This window comes from Streptomyces sp. NPDC056580 (genome assembly GCF_042793175.1).
Lineage (GTDB): Bacteria > Actinomycetota > Actinomycetes > Streptomycetales > Streptomycetaceae > Streptomyces.
In genome coordinates, this window is sequence record NZ_JBHTVE010000011.1 from 117640 (window position 1) to 132405 (window position 14766).

The window sequence follows — 14766 nt, forward strand, 5'->3', positions numbered from 1 at the left end:
CTCCCGTCAGGCCGCGCTCTTGCGCACGAACCGGCCGACGATCCAGTTGATCAGGGCGATCAGCAGCAGCAGGACGAGCATCGCCCAGGCCACGGCGGCGGCCGGACCCAGGTGACCCAGCTTCCAGCCGTAGTTGAAGAGGTAGATGCTGAGGGTTTCGTACTGGTGCTCGCTGCCGCCGATGGACCCGAGCGTGCCGCCCTGGAGCAGCAGCGGCTCGCCGAACAGCTGCATGGAGCCGATGGTCGAGATGACGATGGTGAACAGGATCGTCGGCCGCAGCGAGGGGATCGTCACCTTGCGGAACTGCTGCCACCGCGAGGCGCCGTCGATCGAGGCGGCCTCGTACAGGTCGGTCGGCACGGCCTGCATGGCGGCCAGGTAGATCAGGGCGTTGTAGCCGGTCCAGCGCCAGATCACGATGACCGAGATGGCGATCTTGGACGTCCACTCGCCGTTGCCCCAGTCGATGTTGTCGACGCCGGCGAAGTGCAGCACCCAGTTGAGGATGCCGCCGTCCGCCCGGAAGACCAGGGCGAAGACCAGCGCCGCGGTCGCCACCGAGGTGGCGTACGGGGTGAGGATGAGGGTCCGCCAGAACGTGCTGGCGCGCAGCTTGTAGTTGAGCAGGTGAGCCAGACCCAGCGCCACGAGGAGCTGGGGCACGGTCGATATGACGCCGATGACGAAGGTGTTGAGGACCGCGGTCCAGAACTCCGAGTCCTGGAGGATCTTGGCGAAGTTGTCCCAGCCGACCCACTCGGACTGGCCGAGACTGGTCATCTCGACCCGGTGCAGGGCGATCCAGCCGGTGTAGAGGAGCGGATAGAGCCCGAAGGCTCCGAAGATGAGGAAGAAGGGCGCGATGTAGGCGTACGGCGACGCCAGGTCGTCGAAGCGCCACAGGCGGCTGCGCCACGAGCGGGGGCCGTTCGGCACGGCGCCGGAACCGCCGGGCGGCGGGCTGTACGCGCCCCGGGTGGGGGTTGCTGTTGCCACGGAGGAGTCCTTGTCTGCAGGGTTACGGCCGGATACGGGGCGGGCGGGGCGTCCACCGGACCGCGCGCCGGCCCCCGTCCGCGCGCCGCGGCGGCCGGTACGGTACCGAGCCGGCCGGCCCGGCAGCCAGGGCCCGGCGTCCCGGATCCCGGCCGGCGGCCCCGGTTCGCGGGGGCCGGTTCGCCGACGGCGGTTCACCTAGGCCTGTTCACCGAGGCCGGTTCACCTAGGCCTGTTCACCGAGGCCGGTTCGCCGGGGGCCTGTTCACCGGAGCCGGGTCACAGGAGCCGGGTCACCGGGTCGGGTCCGCAGAAGCGGGCCCACCGGGTCCGGGCCGCCGGCGCCGGTCTCCCGGAGCCGGGCCGCCGGAGCCCGTCCGCCGGTTGCGGCTTCCGGGTGCGGCTTCCGGGCCGGTGCCGCGCTACGGGCGGTGGCCCGGCCGGTGCCTCGCCGCTGCGGTGGCCCGGCCGGTGCGGTGGCTGGACCGGTGCGGTGGCTGGACCGGCGAGCGGATCCGCCGCCGTCGGCGCCGGACGCCGGGCGGCGCCGAACCGGTGGCGCCGCGACGGCGCCCGGCGGCCGGCGGGCCCTCGCGGTCACGACACCGGTTCGGCGCCGCCCGGCCGGACGCGCGGGCGCGGGGCGGGCGGTCCGAGGGACCGGCCCGCCCCGGCGCGCGTCAGCCGATCGCCTTGTCGATCGACTCGGTCGCGGCCTTCCATGCGTCGGCGGGCTTGGTGCCCCGCTGCTCCATGTTGTTGATCTGGTTCGAGATCGTGTCCTTGATCACGGCGTCCTTCGGGCCGAGCACCGCCTCGGGGATGGACTTGGCCTCCTCGGCGTAGATCTGGCCGATCGGGGCGTCGTTGAAGTACGGGAGCTTCGCGCTCTTCACGTCGGCCAGCCCGTAGGCGCCCTGGTTGGACGGGAAGACGCCGATCGCCTTGAACACGGCGGCCTGCTGCTCGGGCGCGGTCAGCCACTTGACCAGCTCGGTGGCCTCCTTGACGTGCTTGCCGCCCTGCGGGATCGCGAGGAAGGAGCCACCCCAGTTGGCGGCCGTGGAACCGGGCGCGCGGGAGATGTCCCACTTGCCCTTGTAGGCGTCACCGGAGTTGGTGGAGATCTGGCCGGCCATCCAGGCGGGGCACGCCACCGTGGCCACGCTGCCCTTGCGCAGCGCCGCCGTCCAGGCGTCGGTGAACTGCGGCAGACCGTGGGTCAGCTTCTTGGACGCGGCCTCCGCGGCCAGGTTCCAGCCCTGCTGCACGGACGCGCTGTCCTTGTAGACCGGCTTGCCGTCGGTGTCGTAGTACTGCTTGTCCGAGGAGCTGACGACCGCGTTGAACATGGCGCTCGCGGAGTCCATGAAGTAGGTGCCGGCGGGCGCCTTCTTCTTGTACTGCTCGCCGAGCTTCAGGTAGTCCTCCCAGCCGCCCGCGATCGCCTTGGCGACGGCCTCGCGGTCGGTGGGCAGGCCCGCCTTCTCGAACAGGTCGCGGCGGTAGCACAGCGACATCGGGCCGATGTCGGTACCGGCGCCTATGACCTTGCCGTCCTTCGTGGTGGCCTGCTTCTCCTTCCAGGACACCCAGTTCTTCACGTCGATCGACTTGCTCAGGTCGGCGAACTTGTCCGCCTGGGTGTCGACGACCTCCTTGATACGGCCGACCTCGATACCGGTGACGTCTCCCAGACCGCTGCCCGTGTTCAGCTGCTGAAGGAGCTTGGGGTAGTAGTCCTGCTCGTTGGCGGTGACCTCTTCCTTCACCGTGATGTTCGGGTGGAGCTTGTGGTACTTGGCGAACAGGTCGGCCTCCTTGTAGCCGAACTGCCCGAAGTCGGCCACGGTGAGCGTGATCGAGCCGTCGGACCCGGAGGCGTCCGAGTCGTCGTCGCTGCTGCAACCCGTCAGCAGCAGGGCCGACGCCGTCAGGACCGTGGTGGCGAGGGCCGCCGCTCTGCGACGGCGACCGCCTCCGCCGTCGGTACCGGTGATGCGCATTCCACTACTCCTTGTTCCGGTGGGAAACGGGACCCCAGGAAGCAGACCGCCAAGGGTCGGCGGTCCGGACCTGCCCTCTCGAGTTCGAGCAGCGGCCGGCTCACAGCACGCGGCGTGCGGTGCAAAGACGCTGGTCAACGGTGTGTCGTGCGTGGTAGAGGGAAAGGCCATCAGTGCTTTGACCCACGCGGGCCGACCCCCCGGACCACTCCGTGGGACCGCTCCCACGCGGCATGCCGGAAGACTCCTTGCTGTGGGGGTCGGGTGTCAAGACTTGAAAACAGCGTTGTTGCCTGAGCGTGTCCCATACGTCACGTGAACGTGTCACGAAATCCCCTGTCGCAGTCTGGACATCGGCCCGTGGTGCGATGGATTCACGCTGGTCACAGTGGTGATCTTCGCTCAGGCCCGGCGGACGGCCCGGACAGGGCGGACGGCCGCGGAAGGCACTGGGACACAATGAGGCGACCCCATGCCGCACACCGGAAGGTGAACGATGAGCCACGCCCAGCCGCCCGAAGCACTCGGCGTCCGGCGCCCGACGCTGAACGCCGTGGCCGCTCGGGCCGGTGTCGGCCGTGGCACGGTCTCCCGGGTGCTCAACGGCTCCCCGAAGGTCAGCGACCGGTCGAGGGCGGCGGTGGAGAAGGCGATCGCCGAACTCGGCTACGTCCCCAACCGCGCCGCGCGCTCCCTGGCCACGCGCCGTACGGACGCCGTGGCGCTGGTCGTTCCGGAGGCCGAGAGCCGCTTGTTCGCCGAGCCGTACTTCTCGGGCATCATCCGGGGCGCCTCCGCCCGGCTCACCCGCGCCGGCATGCAGTTGCTGCTGGTGCTCGCGCGCGACGAGAGGAAGCACCGGCGCCTGGCCTCGTACCTGACCGCCCAACGGGTGGACGGCGTGCTGATGGTGGCGGTCCACCGCGACGACACCCTGCCGGACCTGCTGGACGAGCTGTCCGTGCCCACCGTGCTGGCCGGGCGGCGCGGCGATCCGGAACCGCTCGGCCACGTCCGCGCGGACAACGACGGCGGCGCCCGGAGCGCGGTCCGGCACCTGCTGGACAGGGGACGGCGCACCGTCGCCACCATCACCGGGCCACTGGACATGGACGCCGCCCGGACCCGGCTCGACGGCTACCGGGAGGCACTGCGGACCGCCGGGGTCACGGTGGACGAGGAGCTGATCGAGCAGGGCGACTTCACGGAGGAGGGCGGGCGCGCGGCGATGCGCGAGCTGCTGCGGCGGCGCCCCGGACTGGACGCGGTGTTCGCGGCCTCCGACGTGATGGCCTCCGGGGCGGTGCTGGAACTGCGCGCCGCGGGCCGGCGGGTGCCGGACGACGTGGCCGTCGTCGGCTTCGACGACTCGATCGTGGCCCGGCACGTCGACCCGCCGCTGACCAGCGTCCGCCAGCCGATGGAGGAGATGGGACGCGCGATGGCGGAGCTGCTGCTGGACGAGGTCGCCGGCCGGGCCGGCCGGCGCGCGGTGGTCCTGCCGACCCGGTTGGTCGTACGGGAGTCCGCCTGAGCGACGACGGCGACGGCCTCGGCGTCGGTGACGACCTCGGCCACGGCCACGGCCGCGGCGATGGCGCTGGCGATGGCGACAGCGACGGCCTCGGCGACGTCGGCGGCGCGCGGTCCAGCCGGTGACCGGAACCGGCCCGGGGCCGCCAACCGGAACCCGCTCCGGGTCGCGAACCGGAACCGGTGACGGGCCGGGAACCGGAACCGCGCGGGGGCTTCGCTACGAGCCGGCCGCGAGCCGCGTTCCGGGCCGTCCCAGACTCCGCACCGGGACGGCCCAGAGCTGTGCGCGCGCCCGCTCGGGCTGCGTACCGAGCCGCGTACGGGCCGCCGTTCGGCGGCGCCCGCAGCCGCCCCCAAGCTGTGAGAACGCGTATCGGGAGGCGAAAAGGGTTTCGTGTGGGAGCGCTCCCATGCACAATGGGTCGCAGCCGATCCGGGGAGTCCTTCCATGACAGAGCCCTTGCCGACCGCGACCTTCCCGCCTGCCTTCCTCTGGGGCGCCGCCACCTCCGCGTACCAGATCGAGGGCGCGGTACGGGAGGACGGCCGAACCCCTTCCATCTGGGACACCTTCAGCCACACCCCCGGCAGGACGGCCGGCGGTGAGACCGGTGACATCGCCGTCGACCACTACCACCGCTACCGCGACGACGTGGCGCTGATGGCGGAACTGGGCCTGACCGCCTACCGCTTCTCCGTCTCCTGGTCCCGGGTGCAGCCGACCGGCCGGGGCCCGGCGGTCCAGGTGGGCCTGGACTTCTACCGCCGCCTGGTGGACGAGCTGCTGGCGCACGGCATCAAGCCGGCGATCACCCTCTACCACTGGGACCTGCCCCAGGAGCTGGAGGACGCGGGTGGCTGGCCGGAGCGGGACACCGCCCACCGGTTCGCCGAGTACGCGCGGCTGGTCGGCGAGGCGCTCGGCGACCGGGTCGACCAGTGGATCACCCTCAACGAGCCGTGGTGCAGCGCCTTCCTGGGCTACGGCTCGGGCGTGCACGCCCCCGGGCGCACCGATCCGGCCGCCGCCCTGCGCGCGGCCCACCACCTCAATCTGGCGCACGGCCTGGGCGCGGCGGCCCTGCGCTCGGTGCTGCCGGCCGGCAACCAGCTCGCGCTCAGCCTCAACTCCCAGGTGATACGCCCGTTCTCGCAGAGCCCGGACGATCTGGCGGCGGCCCGGCGGATCGACAACCTGGCCAACGGCGTCTTCCACGGCCCGGTCCTGCACGGCGCCTACCCGGAGACCCTGTTCGCCGAGACCGCCCCGGTGACCGACTGGTCGTTCGTGCTCGACGGCGACCTCCGCACGATCAGGACGCCGCTGGACGCGCTGGGCCTCAACTACTACACCCCGGTTCTGGTCTCGGCGGCGGACGGCAGGGCCGCGGGCCCCCGGGCGGACGGTCACGGCGCCAGTGAGCACTCCCCCTGGCCGGCCGCCGGCGACGTGCTCTTCCACCAGACGCCGGGCGAGCGGACCGAGATGGGCTGGACGATCGACCCGACCGGGCTGCACGAGCTGATCATGCGCTACTCGCGCGAGGCGCCGGGGCTGCCGCTGTACATCACGGAGAACGGCGCGGCCTACGACGACAAGCCCGACGCCGACGGCCGGGTGCACGACCCCGAGCGCATCGCCTATCTGCACGGCCACCTGGCGGCGGTCCGCCGGGCCATCGCCGACGGCGCCGACGTGCGCGGCTACTACCTGTGGTCCCTGCTGGACAACTTCGAGTGGGCGTACGGCTACGACAAGCGGTTCGGCGCGGTGTACGTGGACTACTCGACGCTGGAGCGCACCCCGAAGTCGAGCGCCCGCTGGTACGGCGAGGTGGCCCGGGCGGGTGCGCTGCCGGCGGCGGTGGAGCCGGCGGCCTGACGGCGCCGTCCGGTGCCCTTGCCGACCGGCCGGTGACCTGACGCGCCGTCCGGTCATGGGGGGGTCGGGCGCGGCACCTGGATAGGGGGTGCCGCGCCCGCGTCGTGCCGCGTGCCCGTGAGCCTCGGTGGCGCCGGTCAGCCGAGGGCGCCGAACGCCTTGGCGAAGGCGAACCGGTCCTGGGTGATGGAGCTGCAGGTGGCGTCGGCGGTGGGCTTGGCGCCGCCGTCGCACTGCTTGTCGCGGGTCGCGGACCACATGGAGAGCCAGCCGAGGCCCTTGGACTTGGCGAAGTTCACGAGCTGGGTGGCGTCGTCCACCTTGAAGACCTCGGAGGAGACGTCGTTGACCCCGATCATCGGGGTGACCGCGACCGTCTTCCAGGCGGCGGAGTCGGACAGCCCCAGCACGCCCTTGATCTGGGCCTGGGTGGCGGTGGCGGCCTGCTCGGCGTAGGTGCCCATGTCGCCGCTGTAGGAGGCGCCGTAGTCCATCGCCATGATGTTGACGGCGTTGATCCGCACGCCGTTGGACTTGGCGTCGGACAGGAGGTTCACGCCGTCCTGGGTCAGTCCTTCGGGCATCACCGGCAGGGTGAAGGAGACGTCGAGGCCCGGGTGCTGGGCCTGGAGCTTGGCGATGGCCTGGGCCCGGCGGGTGTTGGCCGCGGTGTTGGGCAGCGCGCCGCCCTCGACGTCGAAGTCGACCTTGGTCAGCTTGAAGGCGTCCACGGCCTTGCCGTAGGCCGCCGCCAGCGCGTCCGCCGAGGAGCAGGTGGTGGCCAGCTCCGAGCCGGAGGCCCCGCCGAAGGAGACCCGGACGTCGCCGCCCTTGGCGCGCAGCGCGCCTATCTGCGCGGCCACCGCGTCGCCGGTGAGGTCGGTGACGCCGCCCCACTTGGGGGTGCAGCCGCCGCCGTCGGTGACGAAGGCGAGGTTGAAGTTCTTCACACCCGTCGCGTCGGCCGCGGCGAGGAGGTCGAAGGCCGGGTAGAGGGAGGTGTCCACGTAGGGGGCGAAGCCGGCCGAGGTGGTGGTGCCGGTGCCGGGGCTCTGCGAGGGGGTCGGGGCCGTGCTCTGGGTGGGGGTGGCGCTCTGGCTCGGCGTCGCGCTGGGGGCCGGGGTCTGGGTCTGGGTCGGGCGGCCGCTCGGCTCGGGGGTGGCGCCGTCGTCCGCGGAGCACTGCGCGTCGTCGACGCGGCAGCCGGTCGGGTCGCCCGTGCCGTTGACCACGAAGCCGATGGTGACCGACTTGCCCACGGCCAGGCCGTCGGTGTCCCACTTCGCGGGCTTGACGGTGACGTGCTGCCCGCTGACGCTGGACTCCGCGTTCCACAGGGAGCCGAGCTTCGCCCCGGCGGGCAGGTCGAACTCCAGCTTCCAGGTCTTCTCGGTCTGGCCGCTGTTGTTGGTGACGACGTACTGCGCGGTGTACCCCGTCGACCAGTCGCTCGTCCTCGTGTACGCGGCGGCGACCCCGGCCGCGTTCGCCGTACCGGTCAGCAGGAGGGCGCCGCCACCGACCACGGCCGCGGCCACCACGGATCCGATCGCCTTGTTCCTGCCACTGATCCTGCGCCGGTGCGTGCTCATGCGCGTGCCTGCCTTCGCTGTTCACGGGGGGTGGGGTGCGGCAGCACGCTAGCGAGCCGGAAACGGGCAAACGGGCCTATGGGGACCGCCGTGGCGGTCCTTAGGGTGCGCTTAAGGAAGGGATCGGGGACGGTTAAAGGTCGAGACCGATCCGTGGTCCGGTGCGGACGGAGCGTCAGCGGGCGGCCGCCGCACGCCGGCGTCCGCGCACGCTCCCCCGGTGTCCCCGGCCGGCCGGTTTCCGCCCGTGGAGCTGGAACCAGATCCGCACCTCGGTCCCGCCCAGCACGGAGGAGCCGATGCGCACATCACCACCGGTGGCCTCGGCGAGGCGGCGCACGATGTCCAGGCCGAGCCCGGTCGAGCCCGCGCTGCCGGAGCCGCGGCCGCGGGCCATCGCCGCCGCGGGGTCGGGTATGCCGGGGCCCGCGTCGGAGATCAGCACGATCACCGCGTCCTCGGCGTTGTGCACGTCGACCGCGAAGGCAGTGCCCTCGGCCGTGTGCCGGAAGACGTTGCCGAGCAGCGCGTCGAGCGCGGCGGCCAGATCGGCCCGGGCGACGGGTATGCGCACCGGACGCTCCACCCCGGCCACCCGCCATTTGCGGCCCTCGTCCTCGGCCAGAGCGGACCAGAACTCCATCCGTTCGCGCACCACTTCGGCCGCGTCGCAGCCCGCGCCCGGACCGGCGGCCGCGGTCTGCGGCTTGGCCTCCCGGGCGGTGCGGATGATGGTGTCGACCTCGCCCTCCAGCTGGGCGACGGCCGCGCGGGTCTGCTCGGCGGCGGGCCCGGCGCCCAGGGAGGCCGCGTTCAGCCGCAGCACGGTCAGCGGGGTGCGCAGCCGGTGCGACAGGTCCGCGGCCAGCTCCCGCTCGTTGGCCAGGAGCTGTACGACCTGGTCGGCCATGGAGTTGAACGCGACCGCGGCGAGCCGCAGTTCGGTCGGACCATCCTCCGGCACCCGCGCGCCCAGCTTGCCCTCGCCCAGCTCGTGCGCGCCCTCGACCAGTCGCCGGGCGGGCCGCACCATGCGCACCCCGAGCCGGTCGGCGACCGCGACCGAGCCGACGATCAGCGCGAGGCCGACCGCCGCGAGCACCGCCCAGGCCGTGCCGACGCCGTTGCTCACCTCGGACTCGGGCACGTACACCTCGACGACCGCGATCGAGCCGGAGCCGAGCGCCACCGGCTGCAGCAGCGTGGAGCCGCCGGGGACGGAGGTGGTGGAGGCGCGGCCCAGTCTCCGCACGGCCTCGATGTCCTTGCCCGAGGCGCGCCGCCGGCCGAGGTCGAGCGCTTCCCGGCCGCCGTCGGCGGGCAGGTGCACGGCCATCCCGGAGTCGGCCCCGGCGGAGGCCACCACCCGTTCCAGCTTGTCGCGGTCGGTGGTGATGGACAGCGCGGGGGCGACGGCGGCGGCCTCCCGCTCGGCGTTGGAGAACGCCCGGTCGCGGGCCATCTCCTTGACGACCAGCCCGAGCGGTACCGCGAAGGCGACCACGACCATGGTGGTGACGGCGAGGCACACCTTGACCAGAGCCCATCTCATCGCGGCGGCTCCGTTCCCTGGGGCGGTTCCAGCTTCACGCCGACGCCCCGGAGGGTGTGCAGATAGCGCGGCCGGGCCGCGGTCTCCCCCAGTTTGCGGCGCAGCCAGGACAGATGGACGTCTATGGTCTGGTCGTCGCCGTAGGACTGCTGCCAGACCTCGGCGAGGAGTTCTCTGCGGGCCACGACGACACCGGGGCGGCCGGCGAGGAAGGCGAGCAGGTCGAACTCTCGGCGGGTCAGGTCGAGCCGGACGCCGTCCAGTTCGGCCTGGCGGCGCAGCGGGTCGACGGTGAGCCCGCCGACCCGCAGGACGCTGGAGGGCGGCGCCTCCCCGCCCGTCGACCGGGCCCGGCGCAGCACGGCCGCCATGCGGGCCGACAGGTGCTCGACCGAGAACGGCTTGGTCAGGTAGTCGTCCGCGCCCGCGTTGAGCAGCCGGACGATCTCCGCCTCGTCGTCCCGGGCGGTGGCGATGATGACGGGGACGTCGGTGATGCCGCGCAGCATCTTCAGGGCCTCGGAGCCGTCCAGGTCGGGCAGTCCGAGGTCCAGGATCACCACGTCGAAACGGAGATGGGCGACCTCGCGCAGCGCCTCCAGCGCCGTACCGACGCTGCGCACGGTGTGCGAGGCGTCGGTCAGGTGCCGGATGAGCGCCGAGCGCACGAACTGGTCGTCCTCGACCACGAGCACACTTGCCATGCGCCGCACCGTACGCCATGCGGCCGGCACCGGTGCGGGCCTGTGGACAACCCGGGGCGAGTGCGCATCCCGGTGCCCCTGGGGCAGTATGGGCCGCGATGCGCAGAGGACTTGTACACGTACTGGCCTGGCTGCTCGCCACGGGCGCGGCGGTCACCCTGTCGTGGTGGGGTGTGCACACGGTCATGGCCGGCACGGCGTACGACCCGCCGCGCGCCCTGCCGGTCACGGTGGCCGGCACCGCCACGCAGCGGTCGAAGCCGGTGGGTTCGCCGACCGCCCGGACGCCCCGGACGCAGAGCCCGTCGGCCGGAACGCCGGCCGCCCGCACGCCCTCCCCTGCCCCGTCCCGCTCCGCCGTTCCCTCCCCGGTCGCCTCCCCCACCGCCGGACCCACCGCCTCCGGCCGGGTCAGGGCCTACGACACCGACGGCGGCCGGGCGGTCTTCGACCTGGGCACCGCCGACGCGACGCTCGTCTCGGCGACCCCGGGCACCGGCTGGTCGATGCAGGTGTGGAAGACGGAGAGCTGGATCCGGGTGGAGTTCAGCCGGGATGCGGACCGGGTGTCGGTGTTCTGCACCTGGCACGACGGCCCGCCGCACGTCGAAGTGGGCACGTACTGACGGGCCTTGCGCTGGCGGTCAGCGGAACACCGAGGGCGGCGGGGCCGGGGAGGCCACCGCGACCGCGTCCGTGACGGGGGCGGCGCCGCCGGTGAAGTCGGTGAGCTGCCTGCCGTGTTCGACCCTGCCCGGGTGCGGGTCGGAGGCGGCGCGTCGGGTGAGTTCGGCGACCGGCAGCGGCAGGTCGGAGGCGGCCAGTATGGCGTTGCCGAAGCGCTTGCCGCGCAGCACGGCCGCGTCCGCGATCAGCGCGAGCTCGGGGAAGCGGGCGGCGGCGGTGGCTATCTGGCCGCGCAGGTGGGCGAGCGGCGGGCCGTCGGCGAGGTTGGCGGCGTAGACGCCGGAGGGCTTGAGGGCGCGGCGGACCTCGTCGAGGAACTCGGTGGAGGTGAGGTGGGCGGGGGTCCGGGCGCCGCTGAAGACGTCGGCGACGACCAGGTCGGCCCAGCCGTCCGGGACCTTGGCCAGACCCGCGCGGGCGTCCGCCGACCGCACCCGTATCCGCGCGTTCGGATCAAGCGGCAGTTCCCGCCGGACCAGTTGGACGAGGGCCGCGTCCCGCTCGACGACCTGCTGGGTGGAGCGCGGGCGGGTGGCGGCGACGTAGCGGGCGAGCGTGAGGGCGCCGCCGCCCAGGTGCACGGCCTGCACCGGCCGGCCGGGCGGCGCGGCGAGGTCGATGACGTGACCGAGCCGGCGCTGGTACTCGAAGGAGAGGTACGCGGGGTCGTCCAGGTCCACGTGCGACTGCGGCGCCCCGTCGATCAGCAGCGTCCAGGCGCGGGGCCGGTCGGGGTCGGGTATGAGCTGCGCGAGCCCGCCGTCGACGGTCTCCGTGACCGCCTGCGCGGCGGCCGTCCTGCGCCGGTTGTTCCTGGACCTGCCCATCGGCCCATTTTCGCAGGCGCCCCGGGCGGGTGCGTCACCGGCAGTTGTCGGCCGCCTCGATCAGCCGGGCCGCCTCCCCGAGGGCCCGGCGCAGCACCGCGGGATCGGTCGCGAGGTCGGCCTCACCGGGCGGCAGCAGCCAGTCCGAGCCCGCCACCGGGGGCTCGGGGTTGAGTCTGAGTCCGCGCCCGTCGGTCTCCGTGCAGGTGCTGCCCGGCACGTCCCAGCAGGCGGCGGTGCCCGCCGGGACCAGGAAGCCGAGGGTGTCGCAGCCGTCGTCGTGCAGGACGGGACCTACCGTCTCCGGCGCGCCGCGCCGCAGGATGTCGACGGCCTCGAGCCCCTGCCGGGCCGGCACCGTCACCAGGTCGCACGTCGCGTCACCCTCCGTCGAAGACGGTGGCGCGCCCGGTGTACAGGGATCGTTGCTCTGGCTGGTCGCCATGCCGGCCTCCACCACGCTGCACGTTTGCGGTTCGAGAAGTCCAACGCGCGAGAGCGTCAACGGCTACGGCGTAAGTGCGCCGCAAAGGATGGCAGTTCATGGCAGATCTCGCATGAGATATCCGTTTTGTAGCCAAACACTGCGTCGCGGGTCCGACACAGCGGGTACGTTCTTGCTCGCCGGAACCAGGGTGTCACACGGACAACTCAGCCCGAATCCACCTCGGATCCGGCATGGTTCGACGGTTCGCACGAGAGGACCCGGCCATGGCGTCGTCAACGGAGACCTCGTCACAGCCCGAACGGCCCGCACGGCCGAACCTCGCCTTCCGGCGGCTTCGCGGCCGGCGCTCACCGGCCGAGTTCGCGGCGCTGGTGCGCCGGGCCGCGCGCGAGATCGGCGAGCGGGTGAGCTGTGACGCGCGCTACGTCGGCAGGGTGGAGGCAGGTGAGATCCGCTGCCCGAACTACGCGTACGAACGGGTGTTCCTGCACATGTTCCCCGGCCGCACGCTCACCGACCTCGGCTTCGCGCCGCGCTCGTCCGTCCGCGGGCGGGCGGCGCGCACGGTCCCGCAGGCACCCGCGGTGTTCGGTACCACTGAGACGCGGGCGTCCCATGAGCCGTATGACACGCAGGACCGGTACGACCCGCACGAGAACGACCACCTGAACCACGAGGAGAGCGACGTGCTGCGTCGCGCATTCATGACCGGCGGCGGCGCCACGATGGCCGCCGCCACGCTGGGCCCGCTGGGGCTCACCATCGACGCCACGGCGGCGGTCCGTCCGCCACGCCGCGTCGGCACCCCCGAGGCGGCGGCCCTGGAGGAGGCCGTCCGCAGCATCCGGCTGCTCGACGACCGGCACGGCGCGGACGGCCTGTACCGGCGCGCCGCCGCCCCGCTGCGCGCCGCGTACGCGCTTCTGGACGCCGGCGCGACCCGGCAGACGACCGCCGAGCGACTGCATTCGGGCGCCGGTGAACTGGCCATCTCGGTGGGCTGGCTGGCACACGACTCCGGGCGCTTCGACGACGCCCGCTCGCACTACGCCGAGGCGCTGGCCACGGCCCGGATGACCGGTGACCCGGCCCTGGAGGCGCACGCGTTCTGCAACACCGCGTTCCTCGCCCGCGACGCCGGCCGCCCCCGGGAGGCGGTACGGGCCGCGCAGGCCGCCCGGCGCGCCGCCGCCCCGCTGGGCTCGCCCCGGCTGATGTCCCTGCTCGCGCTGCGCGAGGCGGGCGGCTGGGCGGGCCTCGCCGACCGCACGGGCTGCGAACAGGCGCTGGCCCGGGCGCAGGCCCTCTTCGAGCGGGGCCGCTCGGACGCCGACCCCGAGTGGATGAGCTTCTACGGGGAGGCCGAGCTGGAGGGCCTGGAGGCGCAGTGCTGGTCGACGCTGGGCGACTGGCGGCGCGCGTCCCGGCACGCCCGCCGGGCGGCGCACCTCCAGGATCCCCACTTCACCCGCAACATCGCCCTCTACACCGCCGAGCTGGCCGACGACCTGGCCCGTGAGGGCCGCCCCGACGAGGCGGCGGCGGCGGGTCTGCGCGTCCTGGACCTGCTCACCCAGGTCCAGTCCTCCCGCATCCAGACCATGCTGGCGGGCACGGCCCGCGTCCTGCTCCCCCACCGCCGCACGTCGGGCGTCTCGGACTTCCTCGACCGCCACGCCGCCGCCCCACGACCGGCCCGGGTCTGACCTCCGAGCCGCGCCCGCCCGTGCCGCCAGGGGCGGCCCGGGTGGGCCGACGGCACCCCAACAGGCGCGGGCAGGTCCCCGCCCGGCACCGACACCGAGCACCCGGAGCAGCGCCGGGCACCGGAGCGGCACCGCTCACCCGGCCAGGTGCCCCGAGTCGTTCCAGCTCTCGACGGCCGGCTCCCCGTAGGCCCACCCCAGCACCGAAAGCGAGGTCGGATTCAGCCGTATCCGCGCCCCGAACGACAGCGGCATCCCCAGCCACCGCGCCCCGATCGCCCGCAGGATGTGCCCGTGCGCGAACACCAGCACGTCCCGGTCCGCCGAGCGCGCCCAGTCCACCACCTCGTCCGCGCGCGCGGTGACCTCCGCCAGGCCCTCCCCCTCGGGCACCCCGTCCCGCCAGATCAGCCAGCCGGGCCGGACGGCCTGGATCTCGGCGGGGGTCATGCCCTCGTAGGCGCCGTAGTCCCATTCCATGAGCGTGTCCCAGACGTCCGCACGCTCACCGAACCCGGCCAGTTCGCACGTCTCACGCGCGCGCACCAGCGGACTGGTCCGCACCTCGGCGGCCGGCAGCCCGTCCAGCGGAGCGCGGTGCAGCCGCTCGCCGAGCAGCTTGGCCCCGCGCCGCCCCTCCTCCAGGAGCGGGATGTCGGTCCTGCCGGTGTGCTTGCCGGACAGCGACCATTCGGTCTGTCCGTGCCGGGCCAGCAGGATGCGCGGTGCCATGGGGAGCCTTTCGGGGACAAGGTGAACAGATCTCGGGCATCTCGAACGGAAGACGCGGTAGTCCCATCATCGCTCAGCCCGGACAGGGGCAACCC

General features: G+C 73.2%; 12 protein-coding genes. 4 read left to right on the forward strand and 8 right to left on the reverse strand.

Annotated features, from left to right (window positions below; translation table 11 throughout):
• Positions 1–6: 6 nt before the first annotated feature.
• Together ACFQ9Z_RS24885 and ACFQ9Z_RS24890 are read right to left on the reverse strand one after the other, a co-directional pair.
• Positions 7–999 carry a carbohydrate ABC transporter permease gene (locus ACFQ9Z_RS24885; RefSeq protein ID WP_383022684.1) on the reverse strand — a complete coding sequence of 331 codons (993 nt, stop codon included), beginning with the start codon at positions 997–999 and terminating at the stop codon, positions 7–9.
• A 680-nt stretch (positions 1000–1679) separates the two neighbouring features.
• Positions 1680–3005 (reverse strand): ABC transporter substrate-binding protein, encoded by a 1326-nt coding sequence (locus ACFQ9Z_RS24890; protein WP_383022687.1) that lies wholly within the window; start codon positions 3003–3005, stop codon positions 1680–1682.
• 496 nt (positions 3006–3501) lie between these two features.
• Between ACFQ9Z_RS24890 and ACFQ9Z_RS24895 the strand changes: the two genes are divergently transcribed.
• Both ACFQ9Z_RS24895 and ACFQ9Z_RS24900 read left to right on the forward strand, forming a co-directional pair.
• Positions 3502–4539: a LacI family DNA-binding transcriptional regulator gene (locus tag ACFQ9Z_RS24895; RefSeq protein WP_383022691.1), complete on the forward strand. Its 1038-nt coding sequence runs from the start codon at positions 3502–3504 to the stop codon at positions 4537–4539.
• Between the two features lie 450 nt (positions 4540–4989).
• Positions 4990–6423, forward strand: a complete 1434-nt coding sequence (locus ACFQ9Z_RS24900) for a GH1 family beta-glucosidase (RefSeq protein ID WP_383022693.1) — start codon at positions 4990–4992, stop codon at positions 6421–6423.
• A gap of 137 nt (positions 6424–6560) precedes the next feature.
• On the opposite strand, the gene ACFQ9Z_RS24905 is transcribed toward ACFQ9Z_RS24900, so the two are convergent.
• The 3 genes from ACFQ9Z_RS24905 to ACFQ9Z_RS24915 form a co-directional block, all read right to left on the reverse strand.
• Positions 6561–8015 (reverse strand): cellulose binding domain-containing protein, encoded by a 1455-nt coding sequence (locus tag ACFQ9Z_RS24905; protein ID WP_383022696.1) that lies wholly within the window; start codon positions 8013–8015, stop codon positions 6561–6563.
• Positions 8016–8190: 175 nt separating this feature from the next.
• Positions 8191–9567, reverse strand: coding sequence for a sensor histidine kinase (locus ACFQ9Z_RS24910; RefSeq protein WP_383022698.1), 1377 nt, complete (start codon positions 9565–9567; stop codon positions 8191–8193).
• Entirely contained in the window at positions 9564–10271 is a 708-nt protein-coding gene (locus ACFQ9Z_RS24915; protein WP_383022700.1) for a response regulator transcription factor, read from the reverse strand. The genes ACFQ9Z_RS24910 and ACFQ9Z_RS24915 overlap by 4 nt, the downstream gene beginning before the upstream one ends.
• Positions 10272–10369: 98 nt before the next feature.
• Here ACFQ9Z_RS24915 and ACFQ9Z_RS24920 point away from each other — a divergent pair, with 98 nt between their 5' ends.
• Complete coding sequence (locus ACFQ9Z_RS24920; RefSeq protein WP_383022702.1) at positions 10370–10897, forward strand: hypothetical protein; 528 nt, start codon at positions 10370–10372, stop codon at positions 10895–10897.
• An 18-nt stretch (positions 10898–10915) separates the two neighbouring features.
• On the opposite strand, the gene ACFQ9Z_RS24925 is transcribed toward ACFQ9Z_RS24920, so the two are convergent.
• Positions 10916–11785: a spermidine synthase gene (locus ACFQ9Z_RS24925; RefSeq protein WP_383022705.1), complete on the reverse strand. Its 870-nt coding sequence runs from the start codon at positions 11783–11785 to the stop codon at positions 10916–10918.
• 34 nt (positions 11786–11819) lie between these two features.
• Positions 11820–12230: a hypothetical protein gene (locus tag ACFQ9Z_RS24930; RefSeq protein ID WP_383022707.1), complete on the reverse strand. Its 411-nt coding sequence runs from the start codon at positions 12228–12230 to the stop codon at positions 11820–11822.
• Positions 12231–12496: 266 nt separating this feature from the next.
• Between ACFQ9Z_RS24930 and ACFQ9Z_RS24935 the strand changes: the two genes are divergently transcribed.
• Complete coding sequence (locus ACFQ9Z_RS24935) at positions 12497–13939, forward strand: hypothetical protein (RefSeq protein WP_383022709.1); 1443 nt, start codon at positions 12497–12499, stop codon at positions 13937–13939.
• A 135-nt stretch (positions 13940–14074) separates the two neighbouring features.
• On the opposite strand, the gene ACFQ9Z_RS24940 is transcribed toward ACFQ9Z_RS24935, so the two are convergent.
• A complete protein-coding gene (locus ACFQ9Z_RS24940; protein ID WP_383022711.1) occupies positions 14075–14671 on the reverse strand; it encodes a histidine phosphatase family protein in 597 nt (198 codons plus the stop codon).
• Positions 14672–14766 lie beyond the last annotated feature (95 nt).